The sequence below is a fragment of the Chryseobacterium sp. LAM-KRS1 genome (assembly GCF_013184525.1).
GTDB classification, from domain to species: Bacteria; Bacteroidota; Bacteroidia; order Flavobacteriales; family Weeksellaceae; genus Chryseobacterium; species Chryseobacterium proteolyticum.
Map to the genome: position 1 here is coordinate 729,422 of NZ_JAAOIZ010000004.1, position 25,675 is coordinate 755,096.

At 34.3% G+C, this 25,675-nt stretch carries 19 protein-coding genes; 9 read left to right on the forward strand and 10 right to left on the reverse strand.

Annotated elements, in window-relative coordinates:
- Positions 1-3 precede the first annotated feature (3 nt).
- The 10 genes from G9C87_RS14435 to G9C87_RS14480 form a co-directional block, all read right to left on the reverse strand.
- Entirely contained in the window at positions 4-903 is a 900-nt protein-coding gene (locus G9C87_RS14435; RefSeq protein WP_172282337.1) for a glycosyltransferase, read from the reverse strand.
- 5 nt (positions 904-908) lie between these two features.
- Entirely contained in the window at positions 909-1,883 is a 975-nt protein-coding gene (locus G9C87_RS14440; protein WP_172282339.1) for a hypothetical protein, read from the reverse strand.
- Complete coding sequence (locus tag G9C87_RS14445; RefSeq protein WP_172282341.1) at positions 1,883-2,983, reverse strand: DegT/DnrJ/EryC1/StrS family aminotransferase; 1,101 nt, start codon at positions 2,981-2,983, stop codon at positions 1,883-1,885. The genes G9C87_RS14440 and G9C87_RS14445 overlap by 1 nt, the downstream gene beginning before the upstream one ends.
- Complete coding sequence (locus G9C87_RS14450) at positions 2,976-3,437, reverse strand: acyltransferase (protein WP_172282343.1); 462 nt, start codon at positions 3,435-3,437, stop codon at positions 2,976-2,978. Before G9C87_RS14450 ends, G9C87_RS14445 begins: the two co-directional genes overlap by 8 nt.
- Entirely contained in the window at positions 3,434-3,835 is a 402-nt protein-coding gene (locus G9C87_RS14455) for a sugar 3,4-ketoisomerase (RefSeq protein WP_172282345.1), read from the reverse strand. Before G9C87_RS14455 ends, G9C87_RS14450 begins: the two co-directional genes overlap by 4 nt.
- 110 nt (positions 3,836-3,945) lie before the next feature.
- Positions 3,946-5,208, reverse strand: coding sequence for an ABC transporter ATP-binding protein (locus G9C87_RS14460; protein ID WP_172282347.1), 1,263 nt, complete (start codon positions 5,206-5,208; stop codon positions 3,946-3,948).
- A gap of 18 nt (positions 5,209-5,226) precedes the next feature.
- A complete protein-coding gene (locus G9C87_RS14465) occupies positions 5,227-6,075 on the reverse strand; it encodes an ABC transporter permease (protein ID WP_172282349.1) in 849 nt (282 codons plus the stop codon).
- Between the two features lie 171 nt (positions 6,076-6,246).
- Positions 6,247-7,110, reverse strand: coding sequence for a glucose-1-phosphate thymidylyltransferase RfbA (gene rfbA / locus G9C87_RS14470; protein WP_172282351.1), 864 nt, complete (start codon positions 7,108-7,110; stop codon positions 6,247-6,249).
- Positions 7,111-7,184: 74 nt separating this feature from the next.
- Positions 7,185-8,264 (reverse strand): dTDP-glucose 4,6-dehydratase, encoded by a 1,080-nt coding sequence (gene rfbB / locus G9C87_RS14475; RefSeq protein ID WP_172282353.1) that lies wholly within the window; start codon positions 8,262-8,264, stop codon positions 7,185-7,187.
- A 133-nt stretch (positions 8,265-8,397) separates the two neighbouring features.
- Positions 8,398-9,714, reverse strand: a complete 1,317-nt coding sequence (locus G9C87_RS14480) for a UDP-glucose dehydrogenase family protein (RefSeq protein ID WP_172282355.1) — start codon at positions 9,712-9,714, stop codon at positions 8,398-8,400.
- A gap of 214 nt (positions 9,715-9,928) precedes the next feature.
- Between G9C87_RS14480 and rimP the strand changes: the two genes are divergently transcribed.
- The 9 genes from rimP (at position 9,929) to G9C87_RS14525 (ending at position 25,577) form a co-directional block, all read left to right on the forward strand.
- Entirely contained in the window at positions 9,929-10,396 is a 468-nt protein-coding gene (gene rimP / locus G9C87_RS14485) for a ribosome assembly cofactor RimP (RefSeq protein ID WP_172282357.1), read from the forward strand.
- Positions 10,397-10,412: 16 nt separating this feature from the next.
- Positions 10,413-11,648, forward strand: a complete 1,236-nt coding sequence (gene nusA, locus G9C87_RS14490) for a transcription termination factor NusA (RefSeq protein ID WP_172282359.1) — start codon at positions 10,413-10,415, stop codon at positions 11,646-11,648.
- Positions 11,649-11,727: 79 nt separating this feature from the next.
- Positions 11,728-14,679 (forward strand): translation initiation factor IF-2, encoded by a 2,952-nt coding sequence (infB, locus tag G9C87_RS14495; protein ID WP_172282360.1) that lies wholly within the window; start codon positions 11,728-11,730, stop codon positions 14,677-14,679.
- Between the two features lie 325 nt (positions 14,680-15,004).
- Complete coding sequence (locus tag G9C87_RS14500) at positions 15,005-17,851, forward strand: SusC/RagA family TonB-linked outer membrane protein (protein ID WP_317168562.1); 2,847 nt, start codon at positions 15,005-15,007, stop codon at positions 17,849-17,851.
- Between the two features lie 19 nt (positions 17,852-17,870).
- The gene (locus G9C87_RS14505; RefSeq protein ID WP_172282364.1) at positions 17,871-19,478 is read left to right on the forward strand and encodes a RagB/SusD family nutrient uptake outer membrane protein; all 1,608 of its coding nucleotides are present in this window, start codon (positions 17,871-17,873) and stop codon (positions 19,476-19,478) included.
- 17 nt (positions 19,479-19,495) lie between these two features.
- Entirely contained in the window at positions 19,496-20,299 is an 804-nt protein-coding gene (locus tag G9C87_RS14510; protein ID WP_172282366.1) for a hypothetical protein, read from the forward strand.
- 31 nt (positions 20,300-20,330) lie between these two features.
- Positions 20,331-20,981 (forward strand): hypothetical protein, encoded by a 651-nt coding sequence (locus G9C87_RS14515; protein WP_172282368.1) that lies wholly within the window; start codon positions 20,331-20,333, stop codon positions 20,979-20,981.
- 313 nt (positions 20,982-21,294) lie between these two features.
- On the forward strand, positions 21,295-24,078 hold the full coding sequence (locus tag G9C87_RS14520) for a SusC/RagA family TonB-linked outer membrane protein (protein ID WP_172282370.1): 2,784 nt from the start codon (positions 21,295-21,297) through the stop codon (positions 24,076-24,078).
- Between the two features lie 137 nt (positions 24,079-24,215).
- Positions 24,216-25,577: a RagB/SusD family nutrient uptake outer membrane protein gene (locus tag G9C87_RS14525; RefSeq protein WP_172282372.1), complete on the forward strand. Its 1,362-nt coding sequence runs from the start codon at positions 24,216-24,218 to the stop codon at positions 25,575-25,577.
- Positions 25,578-25,675: the final 98 nt, after the last annotated feature.

Sequence of the window (25,675 nt, forward strand, 5' to 3'; positions counted from 1 at the left end):
TTTTTAAATGATTTTATTTAAAAGTTTAAATAATGGAACCGGTAGCTTATAATGCATGGCAGTATATAATCGTTTTACTTTAAAAGGATAATTTTTGTAGGCTTTGAGATATCGCAAAGGTAATTTTTCACCCGATATATAATGTTTCTGTGTTATTCCGTTTATTTTATCTTTTATATCACCATTTTTATCAAACATCATCTGAAGAATCAAGGTTTCCATCTCTATTCTTTCTTTTTTAGCAGAAGAAAGATTATTATCATGAATTCTGTAATAAGCTAGTTTTTGAGGAATATAAGCTATGTAATAAAGAGCGCTTATCTTTAGCCATCTAAAATAATCCTCCACTAAAAAGTCTGATTTATATTCTCCTGTATCTACAAGGGCTTTTTTTCGCATGAGAACTGTTAGGGCAGCAATTCTGTTGCTCTTAATTAATTGTTTCCTAAAAAGGTCTTTATCAATATTTCCCAGCGAGTTATAATCTGCGATATCCGGAATGCTGTTTGAATTTTCATCTACTCCATATGTGTCTGTGAATACCATTCCGAACCCATTACCTAGTCTTTCCAGTTCTGCTACACATTTTTCTATCGCTTCAGGATGGAGAAAGTCATCGGCTGCAATTATTTTTATGTATTCTCCTTCTACAAGATTCATACAATTGTTCAGCATAGTTGAAAGGCCAGTATTTTTTTTCTGAAAATTGTTTTTGGCTGAATAGTTATTTTTTTTAAGCCAATTTTCATATACAGAAACTGAATCATCCGGTGAAAAATCGTCTGCAAGAATCAATTCTATGTATGGATAGGTCTGTGATTTAATACTATCCAGACATTCGTTAATATACTTTTCATGATTATAGCTACTAACTATAATACTTACTAACCCTTTTTTTTCCAAAATAATTATTCTAATTGTTCCTTTGCCCCTTCAATACCTAACAAACTCTGTACCTTTTCTCCGTGAGCATCTAAGGAATAAATAAGTTCTCTTTGATCTTTCTTTACCAGATAGATTTCAGATGGGACTATATTCGCATTGTCGATTTTCTTTGGAATCACTAGCTCTAACGTGTAGCCAGCAATAAATTTTTCGTTGAGGAAATCCGGTTTTATGTGAATTGTCGGATTAAGTGAGTCTACCGACACCCTGTTCAATTTAGTTGCTACTAACTTGGATGTTAATGGACTTAAACCAATGCGGAAAAGTTTACGTTGTTTAATATACTGAAATCCATTTTCTTCAAGGGTTACCGGATTATGATAAACCATTTTTTCGAGATGCTTAAGAAGTCCTTTGGAATTATAGATTGTTCCATCAACAGAAAAAGGATAAGACCAGTGATGAATAACCGTATCGGTATAATAATCCCATTGATAATAGTTGTTCTTTTTCTCAAGATATGATGGTTGTCCTTCCAAATTTTCACCAACGTACAATCTGTAAGAAGCATTTTCAGGATTGGCTCTTATGATGTCAAACACTTCTTTCGGAATTGTAATATCATCATAAAAAACTCCATCATCTGTGTTGAACATTAGGAATTCACAATTGCTGTTGCGAATGATTTTTTGAAGTAATCCTTTGAAATTATCTCCGTTTTTATTAAATAAATTTTTTTTCTTGAAAAATTCCCAATCTTTTTTTGAATTAAGTGATTTAAAATAAGATAAATCGAAAATAACACTCTTTCTTTCAATAAAATTTACATGCTGTTCTGCATACTTTTTCTTAAGAAGTTCATATCCTTCCTTATGAGGTCCACTCGTATGATATAAAACAACGATTTTTGAATCTGTTTTAAAATGTTTTAAAGTAGATTGTAATAAGTAATCTAACTGAATCGCACGATTGTAAGAAAATATTATATTGAGAACCATTAGAATGCATTTAAAGTTTGTATAACTTTTAAAATTTCCTCATCTGTCATTACTGGGGAAATTGGTAAACTTAAAACCTCATTATGAATCTTTTCGGTAACAGGCAGACTAAGTTCCTTCCATTCTGAGTATGCTTCCTGATGATGAGGTGGAATCGGATAATGTATGAGGGTTTGGATTCCATTTTCTTCAAGATACTTTTGCAGCTTATCTCTATCTTCTGTCCTGATTACAAAAAGGTGATATACATGGCTGTTTTCTTCTAATTTATGCTGAGGGAGAATAATCTTTGGATTTACAATTTCCTTAAGGTATCTATCTGCAATTTTTTTTCGTTCGTAATTTTCTGCGTCTAAATATTTTAATTTTACAGATAACACAGCAGCCTGAATTTCGTCTAAACGCGAATTGTAACCACGATATTGGTTAACGTATTTTTTTTGAGAACCGTAATTTGCCAAAGTTCTCACGCAAGTCGCCAATTCATTGTCTTTACATGTGACAGCGCCGGCATCTCCTATAGCTCCAAGGTTTTTCCCTGGATAAAAGCTGAATCCTGCAGCATCTCCTAAACTTCCTGATTTTTTGTTTTTCCATAATGCTCCAATTGTTTGAGCATTATCTTCAATTATTTTTAGATTATATTTTTCTGAAATTTGTAGTATTTTCTCTGAAAATACAATACTCCCATATAAATGAACAAGTAGAATTGCTCTGGTCCGTGAAGTAATTTTTTCTTCTATTTTAGAAGTGTCAATGTTGTAAGTATTAAGATCTGGTTCTACTAAAACCGGAACTAATTTATTATCTGTGATGGCAAGGATAGAAGCAATATAGGTATTGGCGGGAACAAGAATCTCATCTCCTTCAGTCATAATACCAAGCTCAATATAAGCTCTGAAAATTAACCTTAATGCATCTAACCCATTTGCCACGCCAATGGCATGAGGAACATCGCAATATTGAGCAAGCTCTGTTTCAAATGTTTTTATTCTATCACCCAACAAATACCATCCGGAACGGAAAGTACTTAAGATGGCATCTTCAATTTCTTGTTGATGGGTAAGATTTATTTTCTGTAAATCAAGAAATTTAATCATGAGTATTTTTCTTTAAAAATTTTGCTGGATTTCCAACCCAGATTTCATTGGCAGGAATGTTTTTGGTAACAACACTCCCTGCTCCGATAAGCGAATTTTCTCCAATTGTCACACCCGCCAGTATGGTTGCGTTTGCACCAATAGATGCTCCTTTTTTTATCAATGTATGTTCCGGTTTAAAGTGCTTATTTTTGGATTTTGGAAACAGGTCATTCGTGAAAGTTGCATTAGGGCCAATAAAAACATCATCTTCTATTGTAATTCCATCCCAGATCTGAACACCGGGCTTTATTGTTACATTATTCCCTATAATTACCTTATTTTCTATAAATACCTGACAATTGATATTACAGTTACTTCCAATTTCTGCGTCTTTAAGAATGACGCAGAATTGCCATATGTAGGTTCCTTCACCTATGTTTTGAGATTGTACATCAGCCAGAGAGTGAATCATTTTTTATAATTTTTAAATTCCTCAAAATCTCTGAAATAATCTTTCTCATCATAAAGTTCAGATGCTAAACACAGGAGTACAGCATTGTGGCTAAACTTGATATCTCTCCAAATTAGTTTAGGAATATAGAGGCCTTTCGAAGGTGAATCTAAAATGAAATTTTCTCTATTTCCCTGAAGATCAAGCGTGTTAAATTCTATAATACCAGAGGTTGCAAATATCACTTGTTGAAGTTCTTTATGTGCATGACCTCCTCTTATAACATCCTGAGGAGTATAATAAGTCCAGTAAACTCTCTTTATTTCAAAAGGAGTGTCTTTTTGTGTTTCTGCAACAGTAATATATCCCAAATCCTGGGAGCCAATTTTAGAAAAATTTATGATATGTGGGATATCCATCGAATGAATATAATTAGTTAGTAATAAATTATTTCAAGTAAATGTATAAATTTTATATAACAAAGGATGTAATGGACTTTAATAATATGTTATCCAGATATCCCTTATTTTTACATTTTCTCATAATTTACATTATGTGTGATTTTTGGAAATAAAACTCCTGGAGATTTAATTATTTCCCCGAATTGATTTTGCATTCCATTTACTTCAAAACCAAAAATTTGTGTTCTGAATGCTATGTCTGATCTATTAACACCCCAGAAAAAATCAAAATAATAGGAATCCTCATTAAGGGTATATGGAGGTATTTCAAATGTAACAGTATAATCTCCTTTTTGAGATTCTCTGTTAATACTTAACATCAATCCAGTACTCATTACTGTAAGATCGTGGCTATTTTTAAGAAGAAAGGAAAGGTCAATATCGACATTCGCCATCTTTGACATAAAAGAAACAGTCACAAGGATACCCGACTTTATATTAATCATATCTCCATTAATTGGTTCGGTTTTGAAGGATTTAATTAAAATCTTCTCATTTTCAAGCTTTATAGGATCATCCAAATAATTGTAGAAAAATTTGGCTTCATTATTTTTTTGATATTCTATAATACATTTATTAATATCCCCCTGATTTATTAATAATCCTTTATCTAATAATAATGCAGTGTTACAAAGCTCTTTAATAGCAGTAATATTATGACTTACAAAAAGTACAGTTCTTCCTTCTCCTTTGGTGACATCACCCATTTTCCCCAGGCATTTTTTTTGAAATTCTGCATCTCCAACAGCCAAAACTTCATCTACAATAAGAATTTCCGATTCTAAATGGGCGGCCACAGCAAATGCCAGACGTACATACATACCTGATGAATATCTTTTTACCGGAGTATCTATATACCTTTCTACGCCAGAAAAATCAACGATCTCATCAAACTTTCTTGTGATTTCCTTTCGGGTCATACCCAAAATTGCCCCATTTAAAAATACATTTTCCCGGCCTGTCATTTCCGGATGGAAGCCAGTTCCCACCTCAAGCAAAGAAGCTATTCTTCCTTGGGTGTAGATTTTTCCCGTTGTGGGTTTGGTAACTTTACTTAAAAGTTTTAATAGTGTTGATTTTCCTGCACCATTTCTGCCAATAATTCCTAAAGCATCCCCTTGCTTTGTTTCGAAATTAATATCTCTAAGTGACCAAACATATTCGGAATCTCCTTTTGAAGTTCTGTCATTAGCTTCTCCAATTTTCAAATAAGGATCTTCCTTACCTCTTAACCTGTACCAGAATCTATTAAGGTCATGAGAAAGTGTGCCTGTTCCAACTTGTCCTAAACGATATTGTTTTGATATATTTTCTGCTTTTAAAGCGAGCATATTTTTTTAGTTTAATAATTATACAGTATCCATAAATGTTTTTTCAACCTTATTGAAAACAACAACTCCTATCCCTAAAAGAATAAGGATGATTATAGTACTTATTCCAAGCATCAATGGTGAAAAATCTCCAACACCTAACCATCCATACTTAAAACATTCAAAAATACCGGTTAATGGGTTGTAATAGGCTAACTTTTTAAAATATCCGGGTAGCGATGATACAGGATAAATAACCGGAGTTGCATACATGTATAAGCTTACACCAAAGCCCAATAGCATGTTAAGGTCTTTGTATTTTGTTGTAAGAGAAGAAAAGATCATACCAACACCTAATGCGAAAAGAGCCATAAGAACAACCAAAAACGGAGTAGCCAAGATCCATATGTTAAAATGAATATCTCCTTTAGCGAGATAGTATCCCCAAACAATGATGAACAAAAAGAATTGGACACCAAGACGCATTAAATTTGAAATTACAATTGAAATAGGGGTGACAAGCCTCGGGAAATATACCTTTCCGAAGATAGCCGCATTTCCTGCAAATGTATTTGAAGTACCAAGTAGTGCCCCTGAAAAATAGTTCCAAAGAGTAACTCCAGCTAGATAAAATAGCAATGGTGGTGCACCGTCTGTAGGTAAGTTAGCAAGTTTTCCAAAAACAATCAGATACGTAATTGTGGTGAAAATCGGATTAATAAAAAACCATATAGGGCCTAGGATCGTTTGTTTGAAACTGGATATAAAATCTCTTTTCACAAACATATAAATAAGATCTTTGTATCTCCATACTTCTTTGAGCCTTAAGTCAAATAAAGTATGGTTGGCCTCAATGGTTTCTGTCCACTTTTGTTGTGGTTCATTCATTCGTGTTAAGTTTATGCAAATTTATAATAAATAATTTTCTCATAGTTCTATATATTATGAATTGTTATTCATGTAAAAACTAAAAATAATAACTAATATATTGATATTTATTATTATAAACAAAAGCTGTAATCATTGATGATAACAGCTTTATAGATTTCTGATTTAAGATTATTTGTTTACGAGTTGCGTAAGGTATTTGCCATATCCGCTTTTTCCGTACTTTAAAGCTGTCTGTAATAACTTTTCCTCGTTAATAAATTTATTTCTAAATGCAATTTCTTCAATACATCCGATTTTAAATCCTTGTCTCTTTTCAATAACACTTACAAATTCTGAAGCATCATGAAGAGAATCAAAAGTTCCGGTGTCAAGCCATGCTGTCCCTCTATCCAAAACCCCAACTTCCAGCTTGCCTTTTTTAAGATAAACATTATTTACATCTGTAATTTCAAGCTCACCTCGTGCAGAAGGCTGTATGTTTTTTGCAATTTCAACAACTTCATTGTCATAAAAATATAAGCCGGGAACTGCATAATTGGATTTTGGATGTGTAGGCTTTTCTTCTATAGAAACAGCTTTAAAATCATTATCAAACTCTACAACTCCATATCTTTCGGGATCGGAAACGTGATAGGCAAAGACAACTCCGCCATCAGGATTTGTTTTGTTTTTTAAAAGGGTTCCCATTTCAGATCCATAAAAAATATTATCTCCCAATACTAGTGCTGCCGGATCATTCCCAATGAAAGAATCTCCAAGAATAAAAGCCTGAGCAAGACCATCCGGGCTTGGCTGCACCACATATTCAATATTGCAACCTATCTGAGATCCATCTCCTAATAGTTTAACGAAACCTTCCTGGTCATGAGGGGTTGTTATAATTAGTATATCCCTTATTCCCGCTAATAATAATGTAGATAAAGGATAGTATATCATTGGTTTGTCATAAACAGGCATTAACTGTTTACTTACTGCAATGGTAAGAGGGTAAAGTCTAGTACCGGAACCACCGGCTAAAATTATTCCTTTCATGTATTTGTTTTTTTATTTTTTCAATTATGTCCTATGGAACATTGCATTTGGTGAAATGATTGTTTTTTGATGGTTTAGTTGTATTGTTTTTCGTAGTATTTTTGATAATCTCCCGAGGTTACGTTTTCTAACCACTCTTTGTTTTCAAGATACCAGTCAATTGTTTTTGATAATCCCTGCTCAAATGTCACTGATGGTTTCCATCCCAGGTTTTTGTTCAGCTTTGATGCATCAATAGCATAACGCTTATCATGGCCTGGTCTGTCTTTTACAAAAGTGATTAATTTTTCAGAGTAACCAGATGGTTTTCCAAGTTTTGCATCCATTTGCTTGATTAATTCTTTTACCAGATCAATATTTTGCCATTCATTAAATCCTCCGATATTATAAGTTTCACCTGTCTTGGCTTCATTAAATATCTGATAAATTGCTTTTGCATGATCAATAACAAATAACCAGTCACGGGTATATTTACCATCGCCATAAATAGGTAACGGTCTTTCATTAATAATATTGGAAATGCAAAGAGGAATCAACTTTTCCGGGAAGTGATTGGGACCATAATTGTTTGAACAGTTGGATACGATAAAAGGCATTCCGTAGGTATTTCCATAAGCTCTTACTAAATGATCGGAAGCTGCTTTAGAAGCGGAATAAGGAGATTGTGGATCGTAAGATGTTGTTTCCAGGAAGAAACCAGTTTCTCCTAAACTGCCATAAACTTCATCTGTAGAAACGTGATAGAATAAATTTTTTCTTGTTTCATTCGGGAATCTTCCGTGTGTATGATCGGGGTTTAGAGTCCAGAATTCTTTACATAGATTAAGAAGGTTGGCGGTGCCGTTTACATTCGTATTAATGAAAGCCATAGGGTCCGTAATACTTCTGTCTACATGACTTTCTGCAGCTAAATGTATAACAGCATCAGGGTTGTATTTTTCAAAAATTATTCTTAATTCTTCCGGTTTTGTTATATCTGCTTTTTCAAAAACGTAATTGGCTTCGTTTTCGATATCTTTTAAATTTTCTAAATTTCCAGCATAAGTAAGAGCGTCCAGATTGATTATCGTGGTGTTAGGGTTATTCTTGACAAATTCTCTAACAACGTGGGAGCCAATAAAACCTGCTCCTCCCGTAATAATTATATTTTTCATTTTAATATTTTGAAACAGTTAAGATTAAAGTTACTAAGGTATTAATGTAAATTCTATACCTGCTATGTTATAAATATAGGGTATTGAATTTTTATAAAGAAAAGAAACGGTACTTTGTTTTTTGTTATTGAGCTTATGGATTCAGGATAGTTTGCCTTCCAATACTTTTGTAATAGAATCCATGTTGTTTGGGAACCTCCAAAGGATACATATTTCTTCCGTCAAATATAACTTTATTGTTCATTTTTTCGGCCATCAGATCAAAATTAGGATTTTTGAATTCCGGCCATTCCGTAGCAATGAATAATGCGTCAGCTCCTTCTAAAGCATCGTACATCGTTTTTGCATATTGGATCTGGTCTCCAATAATCTGACGAACATTGTTTTCAGCGATTAGATCATACGCGGTTATTTTAGCTCCTTTTTTCAACAAAAGATTAATGTTGTCCAAAGAGGAAGCTTCACGTATGTCATCGGTATTTGCCTTAAAAGCTAGTCCCCAAATTGCAATCTTTTTTCCATTAAGATCTCCTTCGAAATATTTTTCAATATCAGAAACCAGAATAACTTTTTGAGTTGTATTTACATTCTCTGTAGCTTCTAAAATACGGAAGTTAAAATCTTCCTGTTTCCCAGATTTAATTAATGCCTTCACATCTTTAGGGAAACAACTTCCCCCATACCCAATTCCGGGAAACAAAAAGCGGTGACCAATTCTGTCATCACTTCCCATTCCCAATCTTACTTTGTCAACATCAGCGCCTACCTTTTCACAATAATTGGCAATCTCATTCATGAAGGTAATTTTCACCGCTAAAAATGAGTTTGATGCATATTTGGTAAGTTCAGAAGATTTTTCATCCATGAATATAATAGGAATTCCTGTATTGGTAAAAGGCTGATATATCTTGGACATGATATTTTTAGCTCTCTCTGAACTTGATCCGACAACAACTCTTGCAGGGTTCATAGAGTCCTCTACAGCAAAGCCTTCCCTTAAAAATTCCGGATTTGAAACAACATCAAAAGGAATGTTTGTTTTTGAAGAAATAACTTCTCTTACTTTCTCTGCCGTTCCCACGGGAACTGTACTTTTGTTAACAATGACCTTATATTCAGTCATCAGTTCGCCAATACTATTGGCAACACTCAACACATAAGAAAGATCAGCAGATCCGTCTTCCCCGGGAGGAGTAGGTAAAGCAAGGTATACGACTTCGCTTTTATCTAATGCTTCTTTTAAATTGGTGGTGAAAAATAACCTTTGAGACTGAATGTTTCTATGGAACATCTCTTCAAGGTTCGGCTCATATATGGGAACAATGCCGTTTTTCATGCCTTCAACTTTTTTTTCATCAATGTCAACACAGTATACTGAATTGCCAAGTTCTGCAAGGGTAGTTCCGGTAACTAATCCCACATAACCTGTTCCTACAATTGTTATATTCAAAATGTTTGTTTTTAAAATTCATCACAAAAATAATAAAAATACTGTCAACCCCTCTTTAAATTTAATGTTAATACATCGCCGGGTTATTTATCTGATAATAAGATGATTTTGCTTTTTTAGAAAAAATATCTTATATTTGCATTGGATTTACGGAAAAAAATGGGAAGGCTTCGGAAGAAAGCCTTTTTTCGTACTGTAAATCAAGCATAAAATTATGGAGTTTAGAAAGAAAATTGAAGAATTATTAAATGAATTCCTTGAAACCAGAAAAGATTTATTTCTTATTGATCTGAAGTTTTCTGCAGGGGATGATATTACAGTGATTTTAGATGGTGATAATGGAGTTTCTTTGCAGGATTGTCTTGATGCAAGCCGGGCAATAGAGTTCAATATGGATCGTGAAGAACATGATTTTAGTCTTCAGGTTATGTCTGCGGGACTAAGCGAACCATTATCTACTCCCAGACAGTTTAACAAAAATATAGGAAGAGAAATTGAAATTGTTCTTGATGATTCTTCTAAAATAGAAGGTGAATTGTCAAAAGTGGATGAAGAAAAAATCACACTTATTTTACGATACCGAAAACCAAAAGATATTGGAAAAGGTAAAGTAGATGTGGAGGAGGAAAAGGAAATTCCTTACTCTGAGATAAAAAAAGCATTAGTAGTAATTAAATTTTAAAAAGAAAAAAGAATAAATGGATAATATAGCGTTGATTGAATCCTTTGGTGATTTTAAAGACGAAAAAGGGATCAGTAAAATTGATCTTATGGCAATTATTGAAGATTCACTGAAAACTCTTTTGAGAAAAAGGTTTGATTCAGATGATCATTTTGATGTGATTGTAAACCCTGATAAGGGGGATTTTCAGATATTTTTAAATAAAACAATCGTAGAGGATGAGATGTCGGAAGACGATGATTTGGAAATTGAAATTTCTGAAGCTAAAAAAATCGATCCGACTTTTGAAGTAGGGGAAGACTTTACAATGGAGATTCCTGTTGCACAGCTGGGAAGAAGAAATATATTAACTTTGAAGCAGATTCTCGCTACAAAACTTCAGGAGCATAATAATGCAATGTTGTATGAGCAGTTCAGAGACAGAATTGGAGAGATTGTTGTTGGAGAAATTCATCATATTCGTCACAAACATGTAATTTTGTTAGATGATGAGGGTAATGAATTTATTTTACCAAAAGAAAACCAGATTCCTTCTGACTTCTTTAAAAAAGGAGAGAACATCAGAGCTATCGTAGAGTCAGTTGATTTTAAAGGTTCAAAGCCACAAATTATTATTTCCAGAACTGCACCTAAGTTCCTTGAGAAATTATTGGAGCTGGAGATTCCTGAGATTCAGGATGGAACGATTATGCTTAAAAAAGTGGTAAGAATTCCTGGTGAAAAGGCTAAGATTGCCGTAGATGCTTATGATGATAGAATTGATCCGGTTGGTGCTTGTGTGGGTGTTAAGGGATCCAGGATTCATGGAGTTGTAAGAGAGTTGAAAAATGAAAATATAGATGTTATTCAGTGGTCTAAAAATCCTGAAATTTTAGTTAAGAGAGCGTTAGGTAACGTTACAATTAACAAAATAGACATCAATGAGAACAGTAGCTATGCGTTAGTTTATACACCTGTAGAAGAAATTTCTAAGGTAATTGGAAAGCAAGGTCAAAATATCAGACTGGCTTCTTGGTTGACAGGGTATGAAATAGATGTTTATAGAGAGTCTAGCGAGGATGACGATGTTGATTTGAGAGAATTTAATGACGATATCGAGCAGTGGATTTTGGATGAATTTAAGAAAGTAGGTCTTACTACTGCGAAATCAGTATTGGATAAGGATACTGAAAGTCTTTTAAATATGGTTGACCTTGAAGAAGAAACCATCGAAGATGTAAAGCGCATTCTGAGAGAAGAATTTGAAGATTAAGATTTTAAATAAATTTTAATAAAAAGTAAAAAAGAAATACTTTAATTTTAGAAATTAAAAAAAACAGTAAATAATATAAATGCCAAAAATAAGATTAAATAAAGCGGTTAAGGAATTCAACATTTCGATGTCCAGATTAGTAGAGTTTTTACAGTCAAAGGATTTCGAGGTTGAAAACAATCCTAACGCTCAATTAGAAGAAGCGGCATATTCTGCATTGGAGGCTGAGTTTGCCAAGGATGGCGAACAACGTAAAGCTTCCCATGAGGTGGTGATCATTAAAGTTCCGGAAGAAAAACTGGAAATAGAAGAAAAGAAAACCCCTGAAGTAATAAGAGCTAAAGCTAATAAACCAGAAACTAAAATTTTAGGTAAAATAGATTTGGATTCTAAAAAACCTGAGGCTGAAGAGATTTCTGAGGCTCCTGTAACTCCTCCGGTTGAGAAGAAGGAAGAGATAGTGTCAGAACCGGAACCTGAAACTAAAGCAGCTACAGAGAAACAGGAATTTAAAGTTCTGGATAAAATTGACTTGTCACAAATAGAGTCAAGAAACAGACCAGTTAAAAAAGATAAACCAAAAGTGGAGGAGAAAAAAGCTGAAGAAAAACCAATTGAAGTTGTGAAAGAAACTCCAAAACCAGTTGTTGAAACTGAGGCCAAACCAATTGATGCTGTGAAGGAAGAATCTGTAAAAGATGACGAGCAATCTCAGGAGCCTCAGAAGATTGAAACCGTTTATCAAAAATTAGACGGACCTAAAATTGTTGGTGAAAAAATTGATTTAACGCAATTTGCTCCTAAGCCTAACTCAGGTGCGAAGAAGAAAAGAAAAAGGATTGAAAAACCTGGAGGACCTAATCAACAGAATACAGGGAACAATCAGCAGGCTGGAGGAAACAATCAGCAAGGGGGTCAAGGAAACCGTCCGCAAGGAGGTAATCAAGGCAATCGTCCACAAGGTCAGGGTGGTCAAGGTAATCGCCCGCAAGGTCAAGGTGGTCCTGGTGGAAACCGTCCTTACAATAATAACAATCAAGGAAACCGTCCTCAAGGTCAGGGTGGAGGATTCAAGAAAGGAGGTCAGAATAATAGACCGGGGCAAAGAACAATGCCTGTGGAACTAACTGATGAACAAGTAAAGAATCAGATTAAAGAAACCCTTGAGAAGTTAACTAATAAAGGAGGTAAATCTAAATCTGCTAAGCATAGAAAAGATAAGAGAACTTATCGTAGAGAGCAGGATGAACGTCAGCAAGAGATTGATGCACAGGACAGAACATTAAAAGTTACTGAATTTATTACAGTAGGGGAACTTGCCAGTTTGATGAACGTTTCTCCAACAGAAGTTATTTCTGCATGTTTCTCTCTAGGTGTTATGGTAACTATGAACCAGAGACTTGAAGCTGATACCTTGTTATTGGTAGCTGATGAATTTGGTTATAAAATTGAGTTTTCGGATGCTGATCTTGAAGAAGCAGAATCTGAAGAAGATATGGATGCTGAGGAGGATCTTTCTCCAAGAGCACCAATTGTAACCGTAATGGGACACGTTGACCACGGTAAAACATCCTTACTTGACTATATCAGAAAAACCAATGTTATCGCTGGTGAATCAGGAGGTATTACACAGCACATTGGAGCATATAATGTGAAGTTAGAAAACGGGCAGAGGATTACCTTCCTGGATACTCCTGGTCACGAAGCCTTTACGGCTATGAGAGCAAGGGGTGCTCAGATTACCGATATTGCCATTATTGTAATTGCAGCCGATGATGATGTAATGCCTCAGACTAAAGAGGCGATCTCTCACGCGCAGGCAGCAGGTGTACCAATGATTATCGCTTTGAATAAAGTTGATAAGCCGGGTGCAAATCCTGATAATATCCGTCAGCAATTATCTGGGATGAATATTTTGGTTGAAGAATGGGGTGGTAATGTTCAGGCTCAGGAAATTTCTGCGAAGTTTGGTAATAATATTGACCTTTTATTGGAGAAAGTGTTGCTTCAGGCAGAAATGCTTGAGCTGAAAGCTAATCCGAATAGAAATGCTCAGGGAGTTGTAATTGAAGCTTCTTTAGATAAAGGAAGAGGGTACGTAGCTACGATGCTTGTGCAAACCGGAACTTTAAGAGTTGGTGATTATGTACTTGCAGGGAAAAACCATGGTAAAGTGAAAGCAATGCTTGATGAACGTGGTAGAAACCTCAAAGAGGCAGGGCCATCAATCCCGGTTACTATTTTAGGTCTGGATGGTGCTCCTACAGCAGGGGATAAATTTAAAGTCTATGCTGATGAGAGTGAGGCAAAAACTATTGCCAATAAGAGAGAGCAGCTTCAAAGAGAACTTTCTATCAGAACTAAGAAACATACAACACTTGAAGAACTTGGAAGAAGAATTGCTCTAGGTGAGTTCAAGGAGTTGAATATAATCCTGAAAGGTGACGTGGATGGTTCTGTTGAAGCATTATCAGATCAATTACAAAGGTTGTCAACGGAAGAGATCAGTGTTAATATCTTACATAAAGGAGTTGGTCAGATTACAGAATCTGATGTTAACTTAGCTACAGCTTCGGATGCTATTATCATTGGATTTAATGTTAGGGCTGGTGGTAATGCTAAAGAATTAGCAGATAAGGAAGAAATTGAGATCAGAACTTATTCTGTAATTTATGCAGCTATTGATGAGGTAAAAGAGGCAATGGAAGGTATGCTTTCTCCTGAAATTAAAGAGCAGGTAATTGGTAATGTGGAAATCAGAGAAGTATTTAAAATTTCGAAGGTGGGAACAATTGCCGGATGTATGGTTCTTTCAGGGAAGGTTACAAGAAGTGCTAAAGTAAGAGTTCTAAGAGATGGTATCGTTAAATTTGACGGGGAGCTGGAGAGTTTAAAGCGTTTTAAAGATGATGTGAAAGAAGTAACTAAAGGTTACGAATGTGGATTGAATTTAAAAGGTTATAACGATATTGAAATCGGCGATATTCTTGAGGTATATGAAGAAGTTGCAGTGAAGAAGAAATTGAAATAATTTATTAATCATCTAAATATTTGAAAACCACTTTTTTACGAAAGTGGTTTTTTTTGTTTAAATATAATTTATATTGATTCTAAATTGTTTTTTTAACATTTTTTTATATTATCATTATTTAAGTTAAAAAGTCATAATAATATTATTTTTATTTAATATTTGCGCCTTTTTTTGATGAATAATTATTCAATTGTAGGTGATTTTTGAATTAAAGTTAAATTTATTTGATGTTATTGGTTTGATGTATTTGTAAATATTAGTATTAATTAACATATTTGTCTTGTATATATTAAAATATGTTAATATGAATGTTAAATTACGGGTGGTGAGTGCTGGCGCGTTGTTTTTTATATGTGGCCTATATAATGCACAAACTGTTAAAAAAAATGACACAATCAAATCAAAAGATATTGAGGAGGTTGTGGTTTTAGGATACAATAGAACTTTAACTAAGCCTAAGGATGTCAGTGCGAATACTACTGTAAATGCGGAGGTTTTAGAGAACAGGCCAAATGTTAGTTTTCTAAACTCATTACAAGGTTCTGCTCCTGGAGTTACTATTGCGTCTAATTCGGGTTCTCCTGGTTCTGCAAAAATTGATCTGGTTATTAGAGGGATTTCATCACTTTCGGCAGATACAGAGCCATTAGTGATTATTGATGGGGTTCCTACTGGGGCTAATCAGTTTAGGAATTTAAATTCGGAGGATATAGAATCTATCTCAATTTTGAGAGATGCGGCAGCGACTTCAATTTATGGAAATAGGGGAGCGAATGGAGTGTTGTTGATTAGAACTAAAGGAGGTAAGTTTAACTCAAAATTGAGATTAAGCTATAGTACTATGACTGGGGTTAGTGTTATGCCTAAAAACAAATATAATATGGCAAATGCTCAGCAGTTACTTAGGATTCAAAAAAATAATAATCAAACAAATCTTACAGGCGGAAAGCTTACTGATGAAGAAATTGCAAACTATCCAATTAATACAAACTGGGAAAAAACTTTCTTTAAGGCAGATGTTACGCAGCAACATAATGTTTCTGCAACTTTTGGTGGTGAAAATACATCGGTATATTCATCTTTAGGATATTTGGAGCAAGGAGGTTTAGTTCCGAATACGAATTTTAAGAGATTTACATTTAGAAATAATATCACAGGTAGATCAGCTGATAAGAGGTTTAATTATACTGCTATAGTTGGTTTGGGGTATTCTGCTAGAAAACAGCTGAATCAAGAGAGTAATTCTGGTATAAATGGAAATTATGTTCAAAACCCATTAATAGGATCTTTTCTTGCTTTGCCTTATATTGCTTCTGGGCAATATGCTAATGGTCGTGATCTATTTAATGCAATTGGGACTAATTCCGGAGGGGAGGGTAATTTTGCCTACATTCTTGAAGATGTACTGAGAGGTGATCAATCCGTATTTGGACGTTTCAATGAAACTTCTATTTTCACTAATGTAACTACATCGTACAAACTTACAGACGACTTTACGCTTAATAATAGAACGGGGGTAGATGTTAAAATAGGCAATTCAATGGCAGGAAGAAATCCTAACGGGTATCTTTCGTTGGTGGTTGCTGCAACAAATGGGACAGAGTACGGAGGTAGTGAGACTATTGGTAACTCCAGAGAGCTGAACTTTACTACAGTTTCCAGCGTTAATTATAATAAAGTATTAGGAGATCATACTATTGGAGTAGGAGCATATTTAGAGTATAATAAGGTTCATTTCTATTCAAGTAGTCAAACTCAAAATGGTTTAGATCCAAGATCATTTGCGATTGGGTCAGGTGTCGGGTATATTGCTTTCGATCCTGTGAGAAATATTTATCTACCATCGGTTTCGGCATTTAAGGCTACTGCTGGTTCCCTTTCTTATTTTGCAACGGCAGATTATGATTATAAAGATAAATATGGTTTTAGTGGAACATTAAGACGGGATGGTAGTTATAGATTTGCTCCTGGTAATAAATGGGGAACGTTTTGGTCTGTTGGAGGACGTTGGAATATTGATAAAGAAAACTTTATGCAGGGATCAATATTCGATATGTTGAAGTTAAGAGCTTCGTATGGTACCCAAGGGAATGCTAACGTAATTGCGGCTGGAGATGATACGAATCCTATGCTTTTAGGAACTGGTATTACAAGGGATTTGAATGTGGTTGGAAATGGGTATTCCAACACTTCAGGTTATTTTGTTAGTAATATAGCAAACCCTACACTTCGATGGGAAGAGGTTAAACAAACAAACTTCGGGTTGGATTTTAAATTGTTTAAGAATAGGCTGGAAGGTAATTTTGATGTCTACAGAAAAGATACCGATATGCTTTATTATAATATTCCTTCATCGGCAATTACCAGTCAATATACTTATAGAGGTAATTATGGAGCTTTAAAAAACGAAGGTTTTGAAGCGGTGCTGAGATATAATATTTTCAATAAATCAGATTATAAGTTAACAATATTTGCCAACGGATCATATAATAAAAATACTATTAAAAAACTGTCAATTCCAGTAAGTACAGGATCTTTACTTTTAGTAGAAGGAGGTAGCATCAATGAATGGAATCTAGTGCCTTATTTAGGGGTGAATCCTAATAATGGAAATGAGTTATATTTGGATTCAAATGGGAATGTATCAGAACAAGCATTAGATAAAGACAGAAGAAAAACGGGGAAAAACTATTTTCCAAAGTACACGGGAGGTTTTGGCTTTAATAGTGAGTATAAAGGGTTTTTCTTAGATGCATTATTCTCATTCCAAGCTAAGTTCTGGAGATCAGACAATCAGTTGGCATGGGCGTTAAATCCATCATACATGCGTGCTGGAAATAATGTTTCTGCTGATTTGCTTAATGCGTGGACTCCTACTAACACTAATACAGATATTCCTTCGTTAAATGCACCCATGTCTAGCATTACTGATAGGCTTCTATATGATGCATCCTTCTTGAGGATGAAGAATGTAACTCTAGGGTACAATGTGCCTAAAAAATTCTTTAATGAAAAATCTATACTGAAGGCTGCTAGAATCTTTATTCAAGGTGAAAATATTTTTACCTGGACAAAATGGAGAGGGTATGACCCTGAGGGATTGGGTACATTTCCTTTAAGTGTTTATCCAAACCCAAGAACGTTCTCAATTGGAGCTAATTTAGATTTTTAGTAATTATTAATTATTCAATATGAAAAGTATTTTTAAAACAACAATATTATCCTTAGCTGTTATTGTAAGTGTGTCTTCTTGTAATGATGCATTGGATATCACGCAGGCGGGAGAACTGAATGGTGAGTCGACATTCACTAACACAAACGATTTAGATAAATATCTTAATGGTGCTGTATATACTAGTTTAGATATTACCAATAATTTATTTTTATCTGCTCAAATAACTGATGAGTTGGGGATGGGGCCTCAGAATTCTGAGTTGGCACTTAGTGCTCATCAATTTTACCTTGATATTACTAATGGGCCTACTTCTGGTATCTGGCTTGGGAATTATACAACAATAAATAGGGCTAACAGGCTTTTGGTAGGAGCCAAGGGTATAGTGCCGGCAGAGTCTGAACGAGCTAGATATAATAATGTGGTTTCGCAGACCAGACTAATAAGAGCATTTTCTTATTTTACTCTTTTGTCCTATTTTTCTACAGATATGAAAGATCCTAATGCTTTAGGGGTTATGCTAATAGAAGATGTTCCTGAGTTGACAGAAACTAAACCAAGGGTTGCGAATTCTCAAATTTTTGCATTAATTGATGCGGATATCGCCTTTGCAGAAAGTAATTTGACAACCAGTGGTGATTATTACAGGATTACGAAAAATTTTTTAAATGCCTTTAAAGCAAGGTATTATTTATACAGAGGTATGTATCCTCAAGCTAAAGCTGCGGCACAGGCAGTGTTAAATACTTCTGGTTTATCACTTACGGTGGCAAGTCCCCCTAATCCAGGTAATCTGGCTCAAAATAATCAGGCTCATAAAGATCTGAATGCATATACTTCCAAGAATCCATACGTTAAAATGTGGAATAATACAGATACTGGTAATCCGAGAGAGTTAATATTTTCTTTAAACAGGCCGCAACTTCAAAGCTGGGGAAATATTGTAACTCTGTTTGCAACCAATGCGTCGCAGGCTAATGGATCTATTTTGTATGATATGGGTAGAAAAACTTTTAACCTGTATGCTAGTACTCCTGGAGATATTAGGAGGTTTGCGTATATTGATCCTACTGCTGTAATTAATTCCAATTACACGACTATAGATAATTACAGAGCTTTGGATGTGCTTGTGATAGATAAATATCCTGGCAGAGCAACTTTAGCGCCAGATCCAATTCCTACAGATCCTACACGGGAAAAGGTTTTAAGTCAGAATGTGTTAAGAAACGATATTCCAATTTTCAGGTTATCTGAGATGTATTTTATTTTAGCTGAATGCGCTGTTGAAGAAGGTAGTTTCACTACGGCTGCAACACTTATAAAGAATGTTAGGGATGCACGTAACTACCTGGGGCCTGTGGATTTACCGGTGTATTCAAGTAAACAGCAGGCATATGTTGATATCCTTTTGGAGAGAAGAAAAGAGCTCTATTTGGAGGGACATAGATATTTAGACTTAAAGAGATTGGGAGCAATTGCTGGAGTGGCTATTGATAGGGATCCTACAGACGATGTGAAAACGATCCCGGTGACTATACCAATTAATGATTATCGTATGAGGTCGCTGCCTATTCCAAGGGCTGAGCTGCAAGGAAATCCAACAATTCAACAGAATCCTGGGTACTAATTAAAAAAAACTTAGAAATGAAAACAATAAAGTATATATATCTATTTCTTGTTTGTCTTGTTATGTCATGTACAAACGATGAAATTCATTACGAAGGTGAGCCATATTTACATTTTGTAACTGCAGGTTCGGATCAGTTAATAGAACAGGGTAGTGGACATAAAGATGTTGAAGTTAAATATGGAACAATTTCGCAGGTATCTGGAGATAAGGAGGTGAAATTAGTTTTAGATCCAAGTTCAACTGCAAAAGAAGGAGTTGATTTCCAACTTGTGAAAGGTACTGATAATCCTTCGGGTAAGGTTAATGGAGTTTTCGTTGTGCGATTGTTGGAAAGCGGAGCGACCAGTGTGGCTAAAAAAGCTGTTTTTAAATTACAATCGAATTCTATTCAGAATGCTATTATAGATTATCAAACATATACAATGAGTATGTCATTGAAATGCTCGGCTACGTTGATGAATGCTAATTTTAAAAATACAGAGGCTTTTTGGAATACTCCAAATGGAAATTATGATATTGTTCAATCGTCAACGACAAATCAATTGAAGGTAAAGGACTTTTTAGATGTAGGTATAGATTTGGTGTTAAATTATAATCCGGATACATATGTAGTTACTATTCCGGATCAATATACGGGATCAAACTATAGTGCTGCTCCATATGCCGGAGCTCCAATTTGGGTTAAGCAATCTACTGATGCTTCGCAAGTTTCATCATTTAATCCGTGTACAAAGACTTTAACTGTGTATGGGAATTATTACCTTAAAGGTACTACGGCAGCTTACGGAAACAAAAAAGAAGCGTTTGTAGGAAATTAAGAACAACCTCAATAAAAAAAAATAATTTAAAATGAAAAAGACGGGAATTATATTGTCGATTTTAGGCTTTAGCTTCTGTTTTGGACAAAGTGCTGTGCTTTACAATCTTAATAATAATAGATTGTTGTCTAATTCGGTTAATAAAATTGGCGTTGGGGAAAGTGCTGATAATGATAATTATGAAGGTTCTCCTTTTTTAGAAAAAGAGTTTTTACCATCAATGATTAAAGGAGAGAGTGGGACTTTTCTTTTAAGATATAATATCTATAATGATGAAATTATCTTAAAGAATGATGATAAATATTATAAAATCCCAAAAGAAGAGGCTGATTATTTTAAAATCAATAATAAATATGTTGTGAGATTGATTAGTGGGAAATATTATATTGATTCCTCTTCGGATAAAAATAATTATGTAATTGTACGAAAAGAGAATATAACCTTTACGCCAGGAAAAGTTGCAGAGAATACCTATGATCAAGCTAGGGCTCCTAAGTTTTCAAGGACTAAACCGGATTATTTTTTGTTTGATATGGCTAAAAAGGTAATTACTCCATTGAAAAAAGATGAGATTAAAGCATTATTTCCTAGTAAATCTGAAGAATTAGATCAAAATTTTAAAAAGAATAAATTTAAAAATATTGATGATTTTAATAGTTTATTAGGCATTATTGCTGGGTAAAGTGAACATGCAAAGAAATTCAGAAGAGCCTATTGAAAAATAGGCTCCTTTGGAATTTATAGCTGTTTAATAATTTATAATGATTCTAAATAATATTTTCAAGGGTGATAAATGTTTGTTAAAGATATTTTGAATTGTGGAAAATTTGTTTTATTGAAATGTTAAATGTTATTTTTTGTTAAATTTTAATCTATGAAGTAAATTATTAATTTTTATATATCGTATTCATCATAATTATCGCCAATTTAAAAAGTTGCCAGTATTAATATTTATTAACATATTTGCTCTCTTAAATATATTAAAATTTGTTAATATGAATGTGAAATTGCGTGTATTAAGTGCTGGAGCGTTGTTTTTCTTAGGACAAGTTGCTTTTGCACAAACTGTGAAAAAAGATACCTTAACTAAAGAGGCTCAAATTGATGAGGTCATAGTTATTGGTTATCAGAAAAAAACTCAGGATAAGATTACTCAAGCTCAATCAGTGGTTACAGGAGACCAGCTTTTGCAAAATACTCCAACAACGAGTATTGGTAATGGCCTTCAAGGTAAAGCTTCTGGGGTTTTTGTTCAGAGTGTTACTGGACAGCCAGGGTCAGTTGCTACTATTCTAGTAAGAGGAGTTTCTGGGGTTGGTGGTTCATCAGAACCATTATATGTAGTTAATGGTATGTATATGTCTGCTAGACAATTTAGTGCAATTAACCCTAATGATGTTGCTTCTGTATCAATTCTTAAAGATGCAGCCGCTACAGCTCAATATGGTTCTAGAGGAGCTAATGGTGTAGTAGTTGTTACAACTAAATCAGGATTTGTTGGTAAAACAGTATACTCTTTTGATACTAAATTTGGTACTGCTACAAAACTAAAGGATAATAACTTTAGTATGATGAATTCTAGAGAGCTCCTGAATTTTCAGAATACTTTAGGTTTCTTAGGCTTTCCTACAAGAAGCGAAGCTGAAATAAATAAATTAGCAGCATATGACCACAATTGGCAAAAAGACTTGTTAAGAAGCTCAACAATTCAATCATACTTATTTAGTGCTCAGGGAGGAAGTAACAAAAATACTTTTTATTACTCTCTTGGTTATGACAAGGATTCAGGTATCCTAAGAGATATTGATGGACTTGATAGATATACAGGTAGGTTTAGCTTTACAAATCAGCTAAGTGAAAAAGTTAAATTAGGAATTGACTTAGGATTACAATATCAAAAGACCCAAAACTATTTGGACAGATATAATACTCAGAACCCTTTTGCTGCAATGTATCTTTATGCACCTTATGAGCCTATTTACAATGCGGATGGTAGCTACAACCAAACAATGAGTGCGGGATCAAATGTTGTTGAGCAGATCAGAAACTATCCTTTAATTGATCAAAGATTCAGAAGCCAAGCTACTCTTTTTGGGGAATATAAAATCATAGACGGGCTTAAGTTTAAAACAACTTTCAATGGTTTATACGACTGGTATATGGCTACAAACTGGCTTAAAAAAGGGTCTAATCTGGATTTAACTATTAATGGTACACCAACTGGGCAGATTGCAAAGAATACATTTTATGGATTTAACTATACATGGAATAACTCTTTAAATTATGTGAAATCTTTTGGAAAACATAATATTGATGTATTAGGATTTGTTGAGTACAACGATAATTTCAATGAAACTTTAAATGCGAGTGCATACGGTCTTAAATCGGATAACTTAGACACTCCATCAAATACCACTCCTTCTGCAAGAAATACATTTACAGGATCAAAAGTTAGAAATACACTATTTAGTTTAGCTGCATTGGCAAGTTATGATTATGACGGAAGGTATTTATTAACAGGATCAATCAGAAGAGATGGATCTTCAAGGTTTGGAGCTAATAACAAATTTGGGACATTCTGGTCTGCAAGTGCGGCTTGGAATATTGCTAAAGAATCATTCTTCAATGTAGATTTTATTAATGATTTAAAGCTTAGAGGATCTTATGGTCTTACTGGGAATGATGGTACAATTCCTGATTATGTGAACGTATCTAATGTTGGATATGGTCTTTATGGTACAGCGCCAACGATATCAGTTATACAAACAGCTGGTAATGAAAATGTAAAGTGGGAAGTTAATAAAACTACTAACTTAGGAGTTGATTTCTCGATGTGGAACAGAAGAATAAAAGGTGCTGTTGAAGTATATCAGAATAAGAGAAATGACTTCATACAACTTTTACCTTACACAACTGAAAAAGGTGTATTTTCTGCCTATAGCAACGCAGGAGATATGACTCAAAAAGGGTTAGAAGCAGAATTAAATGTAGATGTAATTAAAACATCAGATATAACACTTAGTTTTAGAGCAAATATTGCATTTCAAAAAAGTGTTCTTGACAGACTTGCTGGTAATCAGACTGAAAGACTTTTGGCAGGAGGGTATAATTATCTAAAAGTAGGCGAAACTCCTTATATGTTCTATAATGTTCGTTTTGCTGGGGTTGATCCAAACAATGGAGATGCATTATATTATGACAAAAATGGTAATATAACAAATGTATATAGTGCTTCAGACGCAGTTCCAATTACGGATAAATCTCCTTTCCCAAAAAGCTTTGGTGGATTTGGTACGACTTTCACATATAAAGGGTTTGATCTAAATGCAGATTTTGTATTTAAGATGGGTGGTTATACTTATAATAACATGTATCTTAACGCGGTAGATCCTACAAGTGCACTTTCTGGATATAATGTGGCAACAGCTGCAGCAAACTATTGGAAGAATCCAGGTGATACAGGAGTGTTCCAAAAGGTAGATTCTAATGGAATAAGAGCAACTGATCAGTTTCTTGAAAAATCAGATTATTTAAGACTAAGAAGTTTAAGTATTGGATATACTTTTGATAAAAAAGATTTCGGAGATGCCTTACCTGTTAATAAAATAAGGGTATATGCTCAAGGTCAGAATCTAATTACTTGGACAAGCTTCCATGGAGAACCGGAAGTTTCTCTTGGGTCCGCAGGTTCTACTTCTTTATTTGTGCCTGGATCTTACAACCTATACACTTACCCAGCTGTGAAAACCATTTTAATGGGATTATCAGTTGAATTTTAACTTTAAATTATATATTCATTATGAAAAATAGAATATTTAAAAATATTTTTGTTCTTACACTTACTGGCGTAGTGCTTGCTTCTTGTGATAGGAATTTGGATCAGTTTTCAACTGTAAATGAGGAAGAAAATCTTGCAATGAGTTCTCCGACTGCTTTCAGAATGGCGACAGATGGAGCTTATACAGCATTTAAAACAGTCAATTTGAATGGAGTTGGAGGAGTGTCTTACTACGGTGGAGATACAGGTAGCCAGCTTATTATGGGAGATTTAACTACTGATAATTTAGTAAGAAATGTAGAGGGTAGAAACTCAAACTTTGCAGCTTCAAACTTTGAATTCTCTTCAGATAATAATCAAACTGCGGGATTATATGGTGCAGCATACAATGTTATAGCAAAAGCTAATTTTGTTTTAAAACATATTAATAATGGTGTTATAACTGGAGCTGAAAAAAATAGTATTGAAGCAGAGGTAAGAGCAATAAGAGCAATGGCTCATTTCGATCTTGTAAGAGCTTATGCTAAAATTCCTACTCAGTCTGGAGACGCAGGGAATAGTATAGGTATTTATTATTCTGAATCTTTTGATCCTACCCAATCTGGAGGAATTAGCAGAAATTTAACTGTAAATCAGGTTTATGATAAGATAATTGCTGACTTACAATTTGCATTAAATAATATCAATGTAACGAGTGCAGATAAGGGAAGATTAACTAAGGCTGCAATCTATGGATTATTATCAAGAGTGTATTTGTACAAAGGAGATTATAATAATGTGATTTCTAATGGACAGCAAGCGCTAGGTCTTTCACCAAGTGTAACCTCTAGATCTAATTTCACAAATATTTGGAAATCTACAAGTACTGATGGTGTTTTGTTTCAAGTTTTAAACTCGGCTCAAGAAAACGTTACAGTTGGAGTAGCTTACAACCAAACGATAGGTGGACAGATCAGATCAGAATTTGTGGTAGACTATAATTTTTATAATAGTTATGCGTCAACAGATATTAGAAAGTCCACTTATTTTACAACTGGAACCTATTCAGGAAAAACTTATAACAATGTTATGAAGTATTCTACCGTAGGTGGGGCTGCTAATGTTGTTCCAATTAAGTATCTTAGAACGGCTGAGGTGGTATTTAATATGGCTGAAGCATACTATAAAACGGGGAATGAAGCACAAGCTTTAATTTTGCTTAATTCTATTAGAGCAGAACGTTATAGTCCTTATACTCCTGGAACAGAAACAGGACAGGCATTGCTTAACGCTATCTATAACGAGAGAAGATTAGAACTTGCTTTTGAAAATGACAGATGGTATACTCTAAAAAGGCTTGGGTTGGGAGTTCAGAGATCTGGTAAAGGCCACTTAGCAGATGGTACTGGAACAGCTCCTATAGCTCAGACTTTGGCAGCGTCTAGTACAAAATGGCAATGGCCTATTCCACAAACTGCAATTCAGCAGAATCCGGATATCAAGCAAAACGACGGTTATTAATAAACAATAACCATATAATATTAAACCCTGCTCTAAGCAGGGTTTTTTATTTCCTTTTATTTCTTATTTTTGCTGTACAAAATGTAATATGAAAACCG

Excerpts from the sequence above, each read along its gene's own strand:
- G9C87_RS14505 (WP_172282364.1), top strand. The coding sequence starts at position 17,871 with ATGAAAAGTATTTTTAAAACAACAATATTATCCTTAGCTGTTATTGTA.
- rfbB (WP_172282353.1), bottom strand. The coding sequence starts at position 8,264 with ATGAAAAATATAATTATTACGGGAGGAGCAGGTTTTATTGGCTCCCAC.
- infB (WP_172282360.1), top strand. The coding sequence starts at position 11,728 with ATGCCAAAAATAAGATTAAATAAAGCGGTTAAGGAATTCAACATTTCG.
- G9C87_RS14465 (WP_172282349.1), bottom strand. The coding sequence starts at position 6,075 with ATGAATGAACCACAACAAAAGTGGACAGAAACCATTGAGGCCAACCAT.
- G9C87_RS14515 (WP_172282368.1), top strand. The coding sequence starts at position 20,331 with ATGAAAAAGACGGGAATTATATTGTCGATTTTAGGCTTTAGCTTCTGT.
- rimP (WP_172282357.1), top strand. The coding sequence starts at position 9,929 with ATGGAGTTTAGAAAGAAAATTGAAGAATTATTAAATGAATTCCTTGAA.
- G9C87_RS14440 (WP_172282339.1), bottom strand. The coding sequence starts at position 1,883 with ATGGTTCTCAATATAATATTTTCTTACAATCGTGCGATTCAGTTAGAT.
- rfbA (WP_172282351.1), bottom strand. The coding sequence starts at position 7,110 with ATGAAAGGAATAATTTTAGCCGGTGGTTCCGGTACTAGACTTTACCCT.
- G9C87_RS14450 (WP_172282343.1), bottom strand. The coding sequence starts at position 3,437 with ATGATTCACTCTCTGGCTGATGTACAATCTCAAAACATAGGTGAAGGA.
- G9C87_RS14520 (WP_172282370.1), top strand. The coding sequence starts at position 21,295 with ATGAATGTGAAATTGCGTGTATTAAGTGCTGGAGCGTTGTTTTTCTTA.
- G9C87_RS14460 (WP_172282347.1), bottom strand. The coding sequence starts at position 5,208 with ATGCTCGCTTTAAAAGCAGAAAATATATCAAAACAATATCGTTTAGGA.
- G9C87_RS14525 (WP_172282372.1), top strand. The coding sequence starts at position 24,216 with ATGAGTTCTCCGACTGCTTTCAGAATGGCGACAGATGGAGCTTATACA.
- G9C87_RS14445 (WP_172282341.1), bottom strand. The coding sequence starts at position 2,983 with ATGATTAAATTTCTTGATTTACAGAAAATAAATCTTACCCATCAACAA.
- G9C87_RS14510 (WP_172282366.1), top strand. The coding sequence starts at position 19,496 with ATGAAAACAATAAAGTATATATATCTATTTCTTGTTTGTCTTGTTATG.
- G9C87_RS14455 (WP_172282345.1), bottom strand. The coding sequence starts at position 3,835 with ATGGATATCCCACATATCATAAATTTTTCTAAAATTGGCTCCCAGGAT.
- nusA (WP_172282359.1), top strand. The coding sequence starts at position 10,413 with ATGGATAATATAGCGTTGATTGAATCCTTTGGTGATTTTAAAGACGAA.